This is a genomic window from Rhizobium sp. ZW T2_16 (assembly GCF_044987325.1).
Lineage (GTDB): Bacteria > Pseudomonadota > Alphaproteobacteria > Rhizobiales > Rhizobiaceae > Neorhizobium > Neorhizobium cellulosilyticum.
This window is the reverse complement of the sequence record NZ_JBJDRG010000002.1, coordinates 568,113-582,462: the sequence shown is the minus strand read 5'-3', so window position 1 is coordinate 582,462 and position 14,350 is coordinate 568,113. Positions and strand designations below refer to the sequence as shown.

Below are 14,350 nucleotides of genomic sequence, written 5' to 3'. Positions count from 1 at the left end.
GATAGCATCAAGGAGAAAACGGATGATGGATATGCCCCCAGGAGAGCCGAACCGCTCGACCGACGAGGCCCGCGGTCCACGTCTGAGGGAAATCCCCATCCGGTTGATGGTGCCAAACCTCATCACGGTTCTGGCCATCTGTGCGGGCCTGACGGGTATCAGGCTCGCATTCGAGGCACGCTACGAGCTGGCCGTCGCCATGGTTTTGCTGGCTGCCTTTCTCGACGGCATTGACGGGCGGATCGCCCGTCTCTTGAAGGCCACGTCGAAATTCGGCGTGCAGATGGATTCGCTTGCCGACATCATCAATTTCGGCGTCGCCCCAGCGCTAGTCTCCTACGCCTTCCTGCTCGACGGTGCCCGTTCGCTCGGCTGGATTGCGGCGCTGCTCTATGCGATCGCTGCGGGCCTGCGACTGGCACGTTTCAACGTCATGGAAGACCGCGGCATCAAGGCGCCCTGGCAGTCGGAATTCTTTGTCGGCGTGCCGGCCCCGATGGGAGCCCTCCTGATGCTGCTGCCGGTCTATCTCGGCTTCCTCGGCGTCGAGCGTACCCCGTTGTTCATCTATGGCAGCGTCGCCTATACGGTCGGCATCGGTTATCTGCTGGTCAGCCGGCTGCCTGTCTGGTCCGGCAAGTCGAGCAAGATCCGCCGGGACATGATGTTTCCGATCATGCTTCTCGTCGTTCTCTATGTCGCGCTCCTGATGAGCTACACATGGGAAGTTCTCTCGGTCACCGTCGTCGCCTATCTTTGCGTGCTGCCATTCAGCGCAAGGGCATGGAAGCGACGCTACGGCACGATCACCATCGAAGACGAACGTACGCACGTCTGACGCGTACTTAGGCAATACGGCACCCGCTGCAATGCACTGAAATTGCTGCATCGCAGCTCCTGCCTGCGGCAAGTTGCCACGCGTAGACTCACCTCATCGAAAAGCAGCGGATAAGCCTTTATTCCGCCCCTATTGCCGGTGATTTCCCGGCGCCCCGCAGCACAGAAGAATCATGCGGGTGAAGTGATGAGGATAAAGACGTGAGCAATACCCAAAAGACCGAAAAGCCGGAACAGAAGCCCGACTTCACTGCACATTTCCGTCCGCTCGGCATCAAGGCCGTTGCAGCAGCAGCCATGATGCTGAAGCGGAAGCCGAAGCTGACGCCGGTCCGGTAAGTCGCTCAGAAGTCGCTGAACGCACTCCACAAAAGACCGAGCGCCAGCGCGCTCATGACAAGGCCGATCAGGCCGTCCAGAACCCGCCAGGCGGCGGGTCGGGCGAAGATCGGCGCCAGAAGACGGGCGCCGTAACCCAGCCCGAAGAACCAGACGAACGAGGCGGTGGCGGCACCTGCCCCGTAAGCGAAACGTTCACGTCCTTCGAAGCCGGCAGACAGGCTGCCGACGAGCAGGACGGTGTCGAGATAGACATGCGGATTGAGGAAGGTGAAGGCAAGGCAGGTCAGGACCGCCGCTTTCAGCGACAGGCCTTCCGTTTTCTCCGCCACCATGGCCGCGGGCCGCAAGGCGCGCTTGAAAGCCAGCGCCGCATAACTTCCCAGAAATATCGCGCCACCGATCGTGACCAGCAGGATCAGCGTTTTCGATTGCGACACGATCGTGCCCATCCCACCGACTCCGGCTGCGATCAATGTCGCATCCGACAGGGCGCAGATCAGGCAGAGCACGAAGACATGCCGGCGCAGCAGGCCCTGGCGCAGGATGAAAGCGTTCTGGGCGCCGATCGCAACGATCAGCGACCCGCCGAGGGCAAAGCCGGACAGACCGGCAGACAGAAGATTCATTTGGGAAGCATTCCGGTGGGAGAAGAAACAGTGAGAGCGGAATCCGCCTAGAACAGCGACATCTGAGATGTGTCTTTGCCGGGTTTCGGAGGTTTGTCCTCAAGCTCCGCGACGGCAACCGGTTTCTGCACATCAGGCCCCATGTTGGAGACCTTGTTGACCAGATCCGAGACGGGGATCGCCTCGAAGAAATCGTCTTCGGCGGGCTTCAGGAGATCGGCGACCTGGCGCGGTTCCTGGGTCTTGCATTCCAGCCAGCGCTCGAAATCATCGGGCCGGATGACGACCGGCATCCTGTCATGAATGCCCCGGATCGCCCGATTGGCTTTGGTCGTCATGATCACCGCGGTATCGACTTCCGATCCGTCGGCCGACGCGTAGGTTTCCATAAGCCCGGCAAACGCTATGACACCGCCGCTCTTCGGCCTGATCCAGTAGGCCTGCGAACTCATGCCGCTTTCCTTCGGCGGACGCTTCCACTCATAGAAACCGGAGGCCGGAACGAGGATGCGGCGATGGCGCATGGCGGCGCGGAAGGAAGCCTTGTCGATCGCCGTTTCCGAGCGGGCATTGATCAGCAGCGGAAAGTCGCGCATGTCCTTGACCCAGCCGGGGATCAGCCCCCAGCGCGCAAGCGTTGCTCGACGATCCGGCAGGTTGCTGCCCGGCTGGCGATCGGCCTGGCCGACCACGAGGACGGGCTGCGTCGGCGCGATGTTGAACCGCGGCGGAAAATCATCCTCGAAATCTGCGACACCAAGAATGCCGAGAACCTCGTCCGGCTTGTGGGTCAGGGCGTAACGTCCACACATGGGCTCTAGATGGCACCGCGTTTGAGAGCGGTCAAGAAATTCGACTGGACGCCATCAGGCGCTGCGCGGTCCGAACAGGATGATCGCCCCGCCGACGAGGCAGACGATGGCCCCCGTTACATCCCAGCGATCGGGCGAACGGCCCTCGACACCCCAGAGCCAGAGCACCGAAGCGACGATATAGATGGCGCCGTAAGCCGCATAAGCGCGCCCCGCAGCTTCCGCCGGCACCAGCGCCAGCGCCCAGGCGAAGGCTGCCAGCGAAACCATTCCCGGCGCCAGCCAGAGCGCCGACTTGTCGAGTTTCAGCCAGGCCCAGAAGGCAAAACAGCCGGCAATTTCGGCAAGGGCAGCGAAGGCGTAAAGGAGATAGGTCTGCATGGGATTTTATTCGAAATCCTGTCGTTTGACGTCCTGTGCCATGTGCAGCACGCGCAGAATCACGATCCGATCTGCGTAGGAACGATAATAAATATAGCGCTGCCGATAGGGAAAGGCTCGCAACCCCGCAGAGATATCGTCGCGCGGTGAACCGGTAAAATCAGCCTCCGCAATCCAGATGATCTTCGCAGTCAGGTCCGTCAGGAATTCCTCTGCATAATAAGGGCTGGTCGCAGCAATAAAGCGACGAATGCCACGCAGGTCCGCACGCGCCAGCGGAGAGACGATAAGCCGTTTCGCCCTTTTACCGCCCTTCGTCGTCATTCATGACATCCGCAAGCAGGGATTCATGAGTATCATATTCTATCCCGAGGCCTTCTGCGATCTGGCTCTCAGCTGACTGGATTGCCTGACGAAGAGACTGCACGCGCATCTCGTAGTCGGCAAGCATACGTATGCCCGCCCGAACGGCTTCAGTTTCCGTTCCAAAGCGGCCATGTTTTACGAGATCCGCCAGGATGCCATCATAAGCGTCACCAAGGGAAAAGGTCTTCGCACGCGCCATGGGATGCTCCTTAAAGATCGACAATACGGTATTTTGCAATACTTTTACAATATCGCGATGTGAGGTTAGGATTTGGCAGCCGCACAACCTCCCTGTTACCGAGTAATATCAAAACATGCCCCTCTCCCCCCAGGCCGCCTCTTCCGCAATCCTTGAACGTGATGGTCGCTTTCTGCTAATCCGACGGAAGAACCCGCCGATGGCCGATCTGTTTGCCTTTCCCGGCGGACGGGCGGAGCCGGGCGAGACGCCGGCAGAAACGGCGCTAAGGGAATTCTTCGAGGAAACCGGGATCCAGGCGCGCAATCCGACGCTCTTTGCCACTTATGACCTGAAGAGCGAGAAGGATGGCGGAAGCCATTTCTTTCTCTCCGTCTTCAGGATCGAGGCCGATCGGCATGTCGAGGCTGTTGCCGCCGACGATGCGGCCGATCCCGGCTGGTACACCGCGGAAGAAATCCGCCGCCTGCCCTGCCCGCCGAGCGTTCGCGATTGCGCCGAAAAGCTGGCGGCGCTTGCAGCCGACCGGTAAGATTGGCGCGTCGGATCGCTGCCGAATCACGAGCATCCGAATCGACTTCGGACGCCAACCCAAGGAATTCCGTTTGAAATCCGCCGCCTGCCTCGCCCTGCCGCTTTTTCTTGTCATCGCGTCCCCGCTTGCAGCGCAGGGAACGAAGAAGCCTGCGGCGGATACAAAGGCTCCGGTTCAGCAACCGGCACCGGCGGAAACCTCCCTTCCTGCCCCTTATGATGCCCAGCTTTTGCGGCTTTCCGAGGTCCTGGGCTCGATCAGCTACCTGCGCGAATTGTGCGGTGCACCGCAGGAGGACTGGCGCCGGACGATGCGGCAGCTGCTCGATTCCGATGCGGCAAACGAGCCAGCGCGGCGGGAGCGGTTGACGGCCGCCTATAATCGTGGATACCGCTCCTTTGCTGCCGTGCACACATCCTGCACGCTTGCGGCGCGCACGGCTGAGGAGCGATACCGTAACGAAGGCGCAACACTTGCGACGGAAATAACCTCGCGTTTCGGAAATTAGCGGATTATTTACCTCTTTCGTCAGGAAGGCGTGTCGTTTCGATAAAAGGCTGATAAAGTTCTTAACGGCGCAGTAATCAAATCGGCCTCATTGGCCGGCACCGAGGAAAGTTCAGTATGCAGTCAGGCCGCAACGAAATCGATGACATGATCGTCCACGAAAAGATGCAGGTCGCGCTCGAGTATCAGAACGACGCCTGGGCAGACGGACGCGCAGACGGTATCGAGCCGGAAATCATCGCAGACGCAGCAATCGCCTTCGCCATGCGCGAAACGATCCGCCAGCGTGGCGAGGAAGGTGCGGAAGCCCTGCTCGAATCACTTCGTCAGCGCATGCTGGCCGGCGAGTTTTCTCCCGAACGCAACATCCAGTAATATTCGAGCTTCCCATGCGGAACGCCATTTTCAAATCCGTCACGACAAGGCTGCTGGCAACGGCGGCGATATTCTGCGTTTCAGCAAACGCGTTTGCGCTTTCGGATGGACGCATGGCGCCTGCCGCCGAGGATATTCGCCCGCAGGAAACGCCCCTGCTTCAGGCGTTTGAAGGCGCAACCCAGACGCGCCCCGGACTTTCGCTGGAAGGTGACGCGCGCCAGCAAGACGCGGAGAATACGGCGCCAGCTGCCGACGACAAAACCGCTCCCAAGAGTGATGGGACGAATGCCAATCCGGGTGGAGCCGGATCGACATCTGCTGCCGATCAGCCCTCGGCAGAAATCATCCGCGATCTCTCCGCCCTGCCCGCGCCGGTGAAAGCCATGCGCGAAAGGCTGGTGGAAGCAGCCGCGTCCGGTGATATCGAACGGCTGCGCCCGCTGATCGAAGGCACGCCGAAACCGCCGCAGATCATGAATAATGAGAGCGACGATCCGATCGATACGCTCAAAAACTTTTCCGGGGATGCGGAAGGCCAGGAAATCCTCGCAATCATGCTCGATCTTCTGGCAACGGGTGCTGCAAGGGTCGATGCGGGAACGCCGGACGAAGCCTATGTTTGGCCCTATTTCATCGGCAAGCCGCTTTCCGAACTCACGGCGCCGGAACGGGTCGAGCTGCTGCGCATCGTTACCGCAGGCGACCTGATGGGCATGGAAGAGGCCGGTAATTACAATTTCTACCGTCTGGGCATTTCGCCGGACGGACAATGGAAGTTCATGGCCGGCGGCGACTGAGGTCCTCGCTCTAGGCCTCGCATGCTCGCATCGTACGCTCTGAGAGCGGATAGACGCCTTAACGCAACACCATGAGCAGTTTCGGCCTGCCCTCGCGGATATTTGGACTTTCCGAACCCGTTCATTTTCGAATATGGAGGATGCGGCTCAAGTTTGGCTACTTCCTTGCTGGCGTTCTGTCGCCGAACCACATTCCAGAGATGCCGTAATGCTTTCCCGTTTCTTTGCCTATTACCGCCCCTACAAGGGATTGTTCATTCTCGATTTCAGCTGTGCGGTTCTTTCCGGCCTGCTGGAACTCGGCTTTCCCATGGCGGTCAAGCTGTTCGTCGACCGGTTGCTGGTGACACAGGAGTGGTTCCTGATCGTGATCGCCTCGATCGCGCTTCTCATCTGCTATGCGATGAACACCGGTCTTATGGTTGTCGTCACCTATTGGGGCCACATGCTTGGCATCAATATCGAGACCGATATGCGCCGGGAAGCCTTCAACCACATGCAGAAGCTTTCCTTCCGTTATTACGACAATCACAAGACCGGGCATCTGGTCGGGCGGCTGACCAAGGATCTGGAAGAGATCGGCGAGGTTGCACATCATGGGCCCGAAGACCTGTTCATCGCCATCATGACCTTCATCGGCGCGCTGGCGCTGATGATCTCGGTCAACTGGAAGCTGGCCTTGATCACCGCGCTGGTGGTGCCGCTGACGGCCTGGGTGACCAGCCGCTACGGTGCGCGGATGAGCGCCAATTTCCGCCGACTTTTCGACCGGGTGGGCGATTTCAACAGCCGCATCGAGGAAAATGTCGGCGGCATGCGCGTCGTGCAGGCCTTTGCCAACGAACCGCATGAGCGGGCGTTGTTCGAACGCGACAACCAGAATTATCGCCGCGTGAAGCTCGAAGCCTACAAGATTATGGCCGCCAGCACCTCGCTCAGCTACATGAGCATGCGCCTGACGCAGATGATCGTGATGATCAGCGGCGCCTGGTTCGTGCTGCAGGGCGAACTGACCGCCGGCGGCTTCATCGGCTTCCTGCTGCTCGTCACCGTGTTCTTCCGTCCTGTCGAGAAGATCAATTCGGTTATCGAGACCTATCCGAAGGGCATTGCCGGTTTCCGCCGTTTCACCGAGCTTGTCGATACCGAGCCGGATATCGCCGATGCGCCGGATGCGGTCGCTGTCGGTGCGCTCAAGGGGGCGATCGACTATAACGGCATTTCCTTCGGCTACAGCGCCGACAAGCCGATCCTGAAAAATGTCAGCCTGTCGATCCAGCCCGGCGAGACGATCGCCTTTGTCGGCCCCTCGGGTGCGGGCAAGACGACGATGTGCTCGCTTCTGCCACGCTTCTACGATGTCACGAGCGGCTCGATCACGATCGACGGTATCGACATTCGCCAAATGACCAAGGCGTCGCTGCGCCAGCAGATCGGCATTGTGCAGCAGGACGTGTTCCTGTTCGGCGGCACGATGCGGGAAAACATCGCGTACGGTCGCCTCGGCGCCAGCGATACAGAAATCATGGATGCAGCGCGCCGAGCGCGTCTTGAAGATATGATCGCCGACCTGCCGGAGGGTCTGGACACCGTTGTCGGCGAACGTGGCGTCAAGCTTTCCGGCGGCCAGAAACAGCGCGTGGCGATCGCCCGCATGTTCCTCAAAAACCCGCCGATCCTGATCCTCGACGAGGCAACCTCGGCACTCGATACCGAGACGGAACGGGCGATCCAGCGGTCGCTGTCGGAGCTTGCCGTCGGGCGCACCACGCTGATCATCGCCCATAGGCTTGCCACTATCCAGGGTGCTGACCGTATCGTCGTGATCGATGAAAGCGGCATTCTGGAACAGGGCACGCATCAGGAACTGATCGCACGTCGCGGCGCCTATAACCGCCTGCATTCGGCCCAGCACGGCGGTTGACGAAAAAACCGTAAAGATCGGCGTCATGTTCGCCACGGTTGAAGATGCGCAATAAACTTGATAAAATAAGAATAGTTTTCTCGTGGTCATTTGCACGAGGGTGGAGCCGCGGGGTCGGAGCATGACGTTTCAGCCGAGAATGCGTAATCAGATCGAGGGTTTTTCGGTTCTGGGCGGATTGCGTAGGCGATACTGGAACGGAATTACCGCCGATCTGTGGGACGTGGAATGCGCCGCTTATGCCGGCGGCTATTACGTTGCGCGCGATCCGCGTCTGTTCATCCTTTTAGACCAGCGCGGCCAGGGCCGCCCGGCGCTGAAACGCTCTCCGCGGGAAACCGGGTTGATGCAGGATGCAAGCCTCAGCCCGATCTCCTACATCCCCGCCGAGATGGATCTGTGGATCGATATCAAGGACGTGCAATATGTCCGGCATCTCGACATCCATTTCGAAGCAGACACGATGAGCCGGCGGCTGGGCGACAATCTCGATCCGCGCCGGCTGAAGGACCCGCAACTGGTCTTCGCGGATAGCCGTGTCATGGCGCTTGCCGAACTGATCGCCGCCGAGATCGCCAATCCCGATCCGCTGCACGATCTTTACGGCGACGGGCTGGCGCTGGCGCTTCTGATCGACGTGCTGAAGCTCGCCAAGTCGGAGCCACGCAAGCGCGGTGCATTGGCACCCTGGCAGTTGAAGCGGGCGAGCGAGTTCATCGAACAGCATTGCCTGCGCAATATAAGGCTGGAAGAACTGGCGGTGTTGACCGGCCTGTCACAGTCGCATTTCTCGCATTCATTCAAGGCTTCGACCGGCATGGCGCCGCACGAATGGCAGATGAATGCGCGGCTTTCGCGCGCCAAGGACATGCTCAAATCCGGTGACCAGCCGCTGACGGAAATCGCTGCCGAGACGGGGTTTTCGGACCACGCGCATTTTTCCCGCGTGTTCCGCAAGCATATGGGGCTGGCGCCATCGCAGTGGAAAAAGTCACAGTCGGAATAAAACATCCGAGCAAACGCGCGAGGGGTGAGAACTTTGCCCAATATCGTTCAAGTCCCGCACATCAGAACAAGCGCCGACAAGAAATCTGAGTTAACCACTCACCTTATTATTTTACCGCAGGAAAAGCGGCGCGAGTGGGGCAAAAATGAAGAAAACCGTCAAGTCTTCCGCAATGAGAGCGGGTGTCGTAAAGGCCAGCCTTTGGGCGGGTGTGGCTGCCATCGGGCTTGCTGCCGCCTGGAGCGCACAGGCACAAGAGGCTGAGAGCCAGAACAGCACGACGCTTGCACCGATCGTGCTTCAGGGCGAAGGCGAACAGGGCGGCACCGGCCCGGTCAAGGGCTATGTCGCCAAGCAGACGACGACCGGTTCCAAGACGGATACGCCACTGAATGAGCTTCCGCAGGCTGTCTCAGTCGTCGGCCGCAGCGAGCTTGATGACCGCGCTGTCGTCAACAAGGTCGATGAGGCGCTTCGCTACACGCCAGGCGTCGTCGCACAGCCCTATGGTACAGACCCGGATACGGACTGGTTCTACGTGCGTGGCTTCGATGCCAGCCAGACGGGTCTCTACATGGACGGCCTTAACCTGTTCGGTTACGCCTTCGGCAATTTCCAGATCGACCCGTTCATGCTGGAGCGCGTCGAAGTGCTAAAGGGGCCTGCCTCGGTTCTCTACGGCGGCGCCAATGCCGGTGGCGTCATAAATCTGGTGCGCAAGCAGCCGACGGACACCCCCTATTATTACACCGAGATCGGCATCAACAGTAACGGCAATGCCTTCACCGGCTTCGACTTTTCCGACAAGCTGGGCGACAGCGGCATATACAGCTACCGCCTGACCGGCAAACTGGCCGGTGGTGAGGGCTATACGGACTATACCAACGACATCCGCGGCTTCATCATGCCGCAGCTGACCATTTCACCGGACGACGCTACCAAGCTGACCGTCTTTGCCTATGCTGCAGGTCTCAACCAGCGTCATACCGGCAACGGCTTCCTGCCTTACGAGGGCACGGTCGTCGACGGCCCGTTCGGTGGCAAGATCTCCCGTCGCTTCTTCCCCGGCGAGCCGGATATCGATAACGGCCATTACGACCAGCAGATGCTCGGCTACGAACTGGAACACGAGTTCGAAGGCGGCTGGAAGGCGACTTCGAATTTCCGTTACAGCCATCTCGATAAGTGGGAACATTTCGTCTACCCGTATCTCTATACGGCAACCGGCGATCTCAACCGCATCAATTTCTCGGGCGACACGAGCGTCAACAACGTGGCGTGGGACAATCGTATCGAGAACGACTTCGATATCGCCGGCGCAAACCATAAGGTCATGGTCGGCGTCGACTACCGCTATTATAATATCAAGAACATCCAGAACTCGACCTTCGGCGCGAGCACGATCGACCCGACGGATCCTGTCTATGGCCTGCCGCAGACACCGGCCGGGCCTCTCTACAACCAGGATGCCACGATGCATCAGGTTGGCATCTATGCGCAGGACCAGATCCGCTTCGGCGGCGGCTGGCTGGTGACGCTGAACGGTCGCTTCGACTATATCGACAGCGATTTCAAGGATAAGCTGCCGGTTACCGCCTTCGACGCTGACGACAGTTACAAGGATACCGATCACGCCTGGAGCGGGCGGGCGGGCCTCGCCTACGAATTCGACAATGGCGTGACGCCTTATGTCAGCGCCGCAACCTTCTTCAATCCGCAGATCGGCATGGGTGCGTCCGGACCGCTCAAGCCGGAAGAAGGCCAGCAGTACGAAGCAGGCGTCAAGTACGACCCGACCTTCATGGATGCTTCCTTCACCGCCTCGGTCTTCCACATCAAGAAGCGCAACAACACGGTTTCCGTCGGTTTCGCTCCGTGGGTGGACCAGCTCGGCGAGGTGGAATCCAAGGGCGTGGAACTGGAAGGCAAGTTCAATATCGATGAGAACTGGAAGATCCTCGGCTCGCTTGCCTATACCGACATGGAAGTGACGAAGAACGATCCGAACCCGGCACTCATCGGCAAGTCGCCCTATATCGTTCCAGACTGGACGGCGTCGCTATGGGCCGACTACACGGTCACCACCGGCGCGCTTGAAGGCCTCAGTTTGGGCGCCGGCCTGCGTTATAAGGGTGAGTCCTGGGCCAACGACACCAACACTCTCAAGGTTCCTTCTTCCACCGTCGTCGACGCGGCGATCCGCTACAAGAAGGATGATTGGACCGCCTCGCTCAACGTCACCAACGTGTTCGACAAGGAATATGTCGAGGCTTGCGGCGGGATCGGCGCCTGCGGTTACGGCGATGCCCGCACGTTTACTGTCAAGCTCAGCAAGGTCTGGTAAACCCATTACCTGAAACGCTAAGTTGACATTTCCAGTGAAGTTAATCAGGAAGGCCCCGATGGGGCCTTTCTTTTTCTGTCTTCGCCAGGTTCTCACCCGCATGGAGGAATGATCGTGAACGCAGCTGCATTTCCACATCGGGAATTCATCCTCACCGGCACGGCCATTCCTGTCGATGCGGGCGAGATGTTGGGCGAGATCTGCGAGCATTTTATCGACCATGCGGACGTATTTCGCGACGGCGATCATGTGACGCTGTCGAGCGAGATCGGCGAGGCCTATATTTCAAAGGTCAGCGAACAGCTCGATATCAGGCTTGCCTGCTCGACCGGGGACATGCTGTCGATGACGCGTGGCATCATTGCCGAACATCTTTTCATGTTTGCCGGCGATGATCCGCTGACGCTCGAATGGGCCGACCAGCCGAAGCCGGAAAAGCTTGCCAATCTGAGCGAAATCACCGTGGTCTCGGCCATCAACGTGACGCCAAGGATGCGACGGCTTACCGTCTCCTGCGCGGATACGGCCCGTTTCGACACGACCGAAGGACTGCATGTGCGGCTGCTCATGCCGCCGAAGGGGCGCGAGCCGATCTGGCCGGTGACGCTGGCCGATGGTCGCATCGGCTGGCCGGAGGGCGCGGACGAGATCGCGGTGCGCTATTACACGATCCGCAGCATCGACCTCGAACGCCGCGAGATGGTGATCGATTTCGTCGTGCATGAGGATTGCGGACGGCGCATGCCGGGCGCCGAATTCGGCCTTACCGCGCAGCCGGGTGACCGGGCGGCGCTTCTCGGCCCCGGTGCGGGCGGCATGCCGGAAGCGAAGGATCTTTTGCTTGCCGGAGATGAAACCGCCCTCCCCGCCATTGCGCGGATGATCGAACTGGCGACACCCGACATGAAGGTGCATGCGATCCTCGAAGTGGCGAACAAAGCTGAGGAACAGGTCCTGGCCTGCGCTGCCGATAATTTTTCGATCGAATGGCTGCATCGCGATGGCGCCGAGCCGGGCACAGCCGGATTGCTGGAACCGGCGATTGCCGCACGGCTTGAGGGGCTCGGCCCGGAGACAATCGTCTGGGCGGCCTGCGAAAAGACCGAGGCTCAGGCAATCCGCGCCCGCCTGAAGGAAAACGGCCTCGACCGGACGCGAATGACCTCGATCACCTATTGGCGTCGCGGTCACACGGACTGACGGTTTCGCATTCGGCTTGCTCCGCTCACCGCGAAGACTTATCTCCGTGGTGAGTAGAGGGATTCCCGTTCCATGACCAAAGCCTATCTTCCGACCCGCAGCCTGATCCGCATTTCCGGCAAGGATGCACAGGATTTCCTGCATTCGCTGATCACCACCGATATCGAGGGACTGCCGGAAAACGAGGCGCGTCCCGGCGCTCTGCTGACGCCGCAGGGCAAGATCCTGTTCGATTTCGTCATCTGGCGGGATGGTGAGGGGTTTATTGTCGAGACAGAGACTGTCCAGCGCGATGCGCTGATGAAGCGGCTGATGATGTACAAGCTGCGCGCGGCGGTCGATCTTGCCGCCCTGCCCGAAGATGGCGTGACCGTGTTCTGGGATGACGAGGCGGATCAGGGTGCGGTCGTGGATAGCGCATTCGCCAAGGCGGGGATCGCGCTTTCGCGAAAACCGGGCCAGCATGCCGATGATCGGATGGACGCTTATCAGGCGCTCAGGATAACGGCCGGCCTCGTGGTGTCCGGTGATGACTATGCGCTGCAGGATGCGTTCCCGCATGACATCCTGCTCGACAAGAATGGCGGACTTTCCTTCCGCAAGGGTTGTTATGTCGGCCAGGAAGTCGTCTCACGCATGCAGCATCGCGGCACGGCGCGCCGGCGCGTGGCGCATGTAACGGCTGAGGCAGCGCTTCCGGCAGCGGGCACCGAAATTACGGCGGGCGGCAAACCGGTCGGAACGCTCGGGTCGGTCTCAGACAGGAACGGGCTTGCCATCGTGCGGATCGACCGTGTGGGGGATGCGGTCGCCAATGGCGTGCCGCTTCTGGCTGGCGATGTGCCGGTGGTAATCGAACTGCCCTCATGGACCGGGCTTACCTTCCCTGCCGAGGCCGAAGGGGTCGAATCTTGAGTGCGACAACCGGTGCGACCTCTGGCGCGCGCGCCTGGCAGCGCATGCTTTCGGGTCGGCGGCTCGATCTGCTCGATCCCTCGCCGCTCGATGTCGAGATTGCCGATATCGCCCACGGACTTGCCCGCGTTGCCCGCTGGAACGGCCAGACGCGCGGTGACCACGCGTTTTCCGTTGCCCAGCATTGCCTTGTGGTGGAAGAAATCTTTCGCCGCTGCAACGAGAATGCGTCTTTCGATGCATTGCAGATGACGCTTTTGCATGACGCACCTGAATATGTGATCGGCGACATGATCTCGCCGTTCAAATCGGTGGTCGGCGGTGGCTACAAGACGGTCGAGGCACGGCTGGAAGCGGCCGTGCATATCCGCTTCGGCCTGCCGCCGCATCCGACCAGGGAGTTGAAGGTGCTGATCAAGAAGGCGGATACGGTTGCCGCCTATTTCGAAGCGACCGAGCTTGCCGGCTTTACCACAGTAGAGGCGCGCAAATTCTTCGGCCAGCCGCGCGGCATTACCCGCGAGATGCTGCCGCTTCAGCCACTTTCGGCCGTCGAGGCGCAGGCCCTGTTCATCGCAAGGTTCGAGGCTATCGAGGCGGAACGGACGAAGGCGGTGACCAAGTGAGCACTATCGTCGTCTGCCCGCTTGCCAGCATTGCCGAAACGGCCGTTCGCCACGGCGCGAAGGAAATGGTGAGTCTGATTGCCGAAAAGCAGGATTTTCACCGGCCGGGCGTGATCCGTGCCGAGCGGCACCTGAAGCTGGCGATGAACGATATCGGTTTTGCCGGCACCGGCGGGTTGATTGCGCCGAGCGAGGCGCATGTCGCCCAGCTGATCGAATTCGTCCACGGCTGGGACCAGTCGGCGCCGCTTGTCGTGCATTGCTGGATGGGCGTTTCCCGCTCTCCGGCAGCGGCTGTCATCGCCATTCTGGCGCTTCACCCGGAAGAAGACGATGCCGGACTGGCGCAGCGCCTGCGAAAGGTCGCACCCCATGCAACACCGAATACGCGGCTGATCGAAATCGGTGACCGGATGCTTCAGCGCGACGGCCGGCTGATTGCCGCGATGAAAGCGATAGGGCGCGGTGCGGAGACAGACGGTCGCGCTTCATTTTCGATAGAGACACAGCAGAAAACCTCGCCAAATAGTTGAATAATATGATATCTTCTTGAAA

18 protein-coding genes are annotated in these 14,350 nt (G+C 60.0%); 13 read left to right on the top strand and 5 right to left on the bottom strand.

The annotated features are described in order from the left end of the window. The first annotated feature begins 25 nt into the window (after positions 1-25). Complete coding sequence (locus ACI3K0_RS08400; protein WP_148145582.1) at positions 26-838, top strand: phosphatidylcholine/phosphatidylserine synthase; 813 nt, start codon at positions 26-28, stop codon at positions 836-838. A gap of 200 nt (positions 839-1,038) precedes the next feature. After that, positions 1,039-1,176 (top strand): hypothetical protein, encoded by a 138-nt coding sequence (locus tag ACI3K0_RS08395; RefSeq protein ID WP_183685015.1) that lies wholly within the window; start codon positions 1,039-1,041, stop codon positions 1,174-1,176. A 5-nt stretch (positions 1,177-1,181) separates the two neighbouring features. Here the strand turns inward: ACI3K0_RS08395 and ACI3K0_RS08390 are convergent, their stop codons facing one another. Genes ACI3K0_RS08390 through ACI3K0_RS08370 form a run of 5 tightly spaced genes read right to left on the bottom strand, consistent with a single transcriptional unit; the run spans position 1,182 to position 3,563 of the window. After that, positions 1,182-1,805 (bottom strand): LysE/ArgO family amino acid transporter, encoded by a 624-nt coding sequence (locus ACI3K0_RS08390; RefSeq protein ID WP_183827427.1) that lies wholly within the window; start codon positions 1,803-1,805, stop codon positions 1,182-1,184. 47 nt (positions 1,806-1,852) lie between these two features. After that, positions 1,853-2,617 (bottom strand): SOS response-associated peptidase, encoded by a 765-nt coding sequence (locus tag ACI3K0_RS08385; protein WP_183827430.1) that lies wholly within the window; start codon positions 2,615-2,617, stop codon positions 1,853-1,855. 54 nt (positions 2,618-2,671) lie between these two features. Then, a complete protein-coding gene (locus ACI3K0_RS08380; RefSeq protein WP_183827433.1) occupies positions 2,672-2,998 on the bottom strand; it encodes a YnfA family protein in 327 nt (108 codons plus the stop codon). Between the two features lie 6 nt (positions 2,999-3,004). After that, on the bottom strand, positions 3,005-3,322 hold the full coding sequence (locus ACI3K0_RS08375) for a type II toxin-antitoxin system RelE/ParE family toxin (protein WP_148145448.1): 318 nt from the start codon (positions 3,320-3,322) through the stop codon (positions 3,005-3,007). Continuing rightward, the gene (locus tag ACI3K0_RS08370) at positions 3,303-3,563 is read right to left on the bottom strand and encodes a type II toxin-antitoxin system ParD family antitoxin (protein WP_148145449.1); all 261 of its coding nucleotides are present in this window, start codon (positions 3,561-3,563) and stop codon (positions 3,303-3,305) included. Before ACI3K0_RS08370 ends, ACI3K0_RS08375 begins: the two co-directional genes overlap by 20 nt. A gap of 115 nt (positions 3,564-3,678) precedes the next feature. Between ACI3K0_RS08370 and ACI3K0_RS08365 the strand changes: the two genes are divergently transcribed. The 11 genes from ACI3K0_RS08365 to ACI3K0_RS08315 all read left to right on the top strand — a co-directional run bounded on the left by ACI3K0_RS08365 (position 3,679) and on the right by ACI3K0_RS08315 (position 14,328). Continuing rightward, positions 3,679-4,095 carry an NUDIX hydrolase gene (locus ACI3K0_RS08365; protein ID WP_148145450.1) on the top strand — a complete coding sequence of 139 codons (417 nt, stop codon included), beginning with the start codon at positions 3,679-3,681 and terminating at the stop codon, positions 4,093-4,095. 73 nt (positions 4,096-4,168) lie between these two features. Further along, a complete protein-coding gene (locus ACI3K0_RS08360) occupies positions 4,169-4,606 on the top strand; it encodes a TIGR02301 family protein (RefSeq protein WP_246436312.1) in 438 nt (145 codons plus the stop codon). Positions 4,607-4,722: 116 nt separating this feature from the next. Next, entirely contained in the window at positions 4,723-4,980 is a 258-nt protein-coding gene (locus ACI3K0_RS08355) for a hypothetical protein (protein ID WP_112457080.1), read from the top strand. Between the two features lie 14 nt (positions 4,981-4,994). Next, on the top strand, positions 4,995-5,780 hold the full coding sequence (locus ACI3K0_RS08350; RefSeq protein WP_183827436.1) for a hypothetical protein: 786 nt from the start codon (positions 4,995-4,997) through the stop codon (positions 5,778-5,780). Between the two features lie 208 nt (positions 5,781-5,988). Next, on the top strand, positions 5,989-7,704 hold the full coding sequence (locus ACI3K0_RS08345; protein ID WP_183827439.1) for an ABC transporter ATP-binding protein: 1,716 nt from the start codon (positions 5,989-5,991) through the stop codon (positions 7,702-7,704). A gap of 121 nt (positions 7,705-7,825) precedes the next feature. Then, positions 7,826-8,710, top strand: a complete 885-nt coding sequence (locus ACI3K0_RS08340) for an AraC family transcriptional regulator (RefSeq protein WP_183827442.1) — start codon at positions 7,826-7,828, stop codon at positions 8,708-8,710. Between the two features lie 145 nt (positions 8,711-8,855). Beyond that, complete coding sequence (locus ACI3K0_RS08335) at positions 8,856-11,054, top strand: TonB-dependent siderophore receptor (protein WP_246436314.1); 2,199 nt, start codon at positions 8,856-8,858, stop codon at positions 11,052-11,054. Positions 11,055-11,168: 114 nt separating this feature from the next. Further along, positions 11,169-12,254 carry a siderophore-interacting protein gene (locus ACI3K0_RS08330; protein ID WP_343062589.1) on the top strand — a complete coding sequence of 362 codons (1,086 nt, stop codon included), beginning with the start codon at positions 11,169-11,171 and terminating at the stop codon, positions 12,252-12,254. A 72-nt stretch (positions 12,255-12,326) separates the two neighbouring features. Next, positions 12,327-13,169: a folate-binding protein YgfZ gene (locus tag ACI3K0_RS08325; protein WP_183827447.1), complete on the top strand. Its 843-nt coding sequence runs from the start codon at positions 12,327-12,329 to the stop codon at positions 13,167-13,169. Positions 13,170-13,213: 44 nt separating this feature from the next. Then, positions 13,214-13,795 (top strand): YfbR-like 5'-deoxynucleotidase, encoded by a 582-nt coding sequence (locus tag ACI3K0_RS08320; protein ID WP_183827546.1) that lies wholly within the window; start codon positions 13,214-13,216, stop codon positions 13,793-13,795. After that, the gene (locus ACI3K0_RS08315) at positions 13,792-14,328 is read left to right on the top strand and encodes a tyrosine phosphatase family protein (RefSeq protein ID WP_148145455.1); all 537 of its coding nucleotides are present in this window, start codon (positions 13,792-13,794) and stop codon (positions 14,326-14,328) included. Before ACI3K0_RS08320 ends, ACI3K0_RS08315 begins: the two co-directional genes overlap by 4 nt. Positions 14,329-14,350 lie beyond the last annotated feature (22 nt).

Bases quoted from the DNA above. Each gene is read 5' to 3' on its own strand.
- ACI3K0_RS08400 (WP_148145582.1), top strand. From the start codon at position 26: ATGGATATGCCCCCAGGAGAGCCGAACCGCTCGACCGACGAGGCCCGC.
- ACI3K0_RS08390 (WP_183827427.1), bottom strand. From the start codon at position 1,805: ATGAATCTTCTGTCTGCCGGTCTGTCCGGCTTTGCCCTCGGCGGGTCG.
- ACI3K0_RS08385 (WP_183827430.1), bottom strand. From the start codon at position 2,617: ATGTGTGGACGTTACGCCCTGACCCACAAGCCGGACGAGGTTCTCGGC.
- ACI3K0_RS08380 (WP_183827433.1), bottom strand. From the start codon at position 2,998: ATGCAGACCTATCTCCTTTACGCCTTCGCTGCCCTTGCCGAAATTGCC.
- ACI3K0_RS08375 (WP_148145448.1), bottom strand. From the start codon at position 3,322: ATGACGACGAAGGGCGGTAAAAGGGCGAAACGGCTTATCGTCTCTCCG.
- ACI3K0_RS08370 (WP_148145449.1), bottom strand. From the start codon at position 3,563: ATGGCGCGTGCGAAGACCTTTTCCCTTGGTGACGCTTATGATGGCATC.
- ACI3K0_RS08365 (WP_148145450.1), top strand. From the start codon at position 3,679: ATGCCCCTCTCCCCCCAGGCCGCCTCTTCCGCAATCCTTGAACGTGAT.
- ACI3K0_RS08355 (WP_112457080.1), top strand. From the start codon at position 4,723: ATGCAGTCAGGCCGCAACGAAATCGATGACATGATCGTCCACGAAAAG.
- ACI3K0_RS08350 (WP_183827436.1), top strand. From the start codon at position 4,995: ATGCGGAACGCCATTTTCAAATCCGTCACGACAAGGCTGCTGGCAACG.
- ACI3K0_RS08345 (WP_183827439.1), top strand. From the start codon at position 5,989: ATGCTTTCCCGTTTCTTTGCCTATTACCGCCCCTACAAGGGATTGTTC.
- ACI3K0_RS08340 (WP_183827442.1), top strand. From the start codon at position 7,826: ATGACGTTTCAGCCGAGAATGCGTAATCAGATCGAGGGTTTTTCGGTT.
- ACI3K0_RS08335 (WP_246436314.1), top strand. From the start codon at position 8,856: ATGAAGAAAACCGTCAAGTCTTCCGCAATGAGAGCGGGTGTCGTAAAG.
- ACI3K0_RS08325 (WP_183827447.1), top strand. From the start codon at position 12,327: ATGACCAAAGCCTATCTTCCGACCCGCAGCCTGATCCGCATTTCCGGC.
- ACI3K0_RS08320 (WP_183827546.1), top strand. From the start codon at position 13,214: ATGCTTTCGGGTCGGCGGCTCGATCTGCTCGATCCCTCGCCGCTCGAT.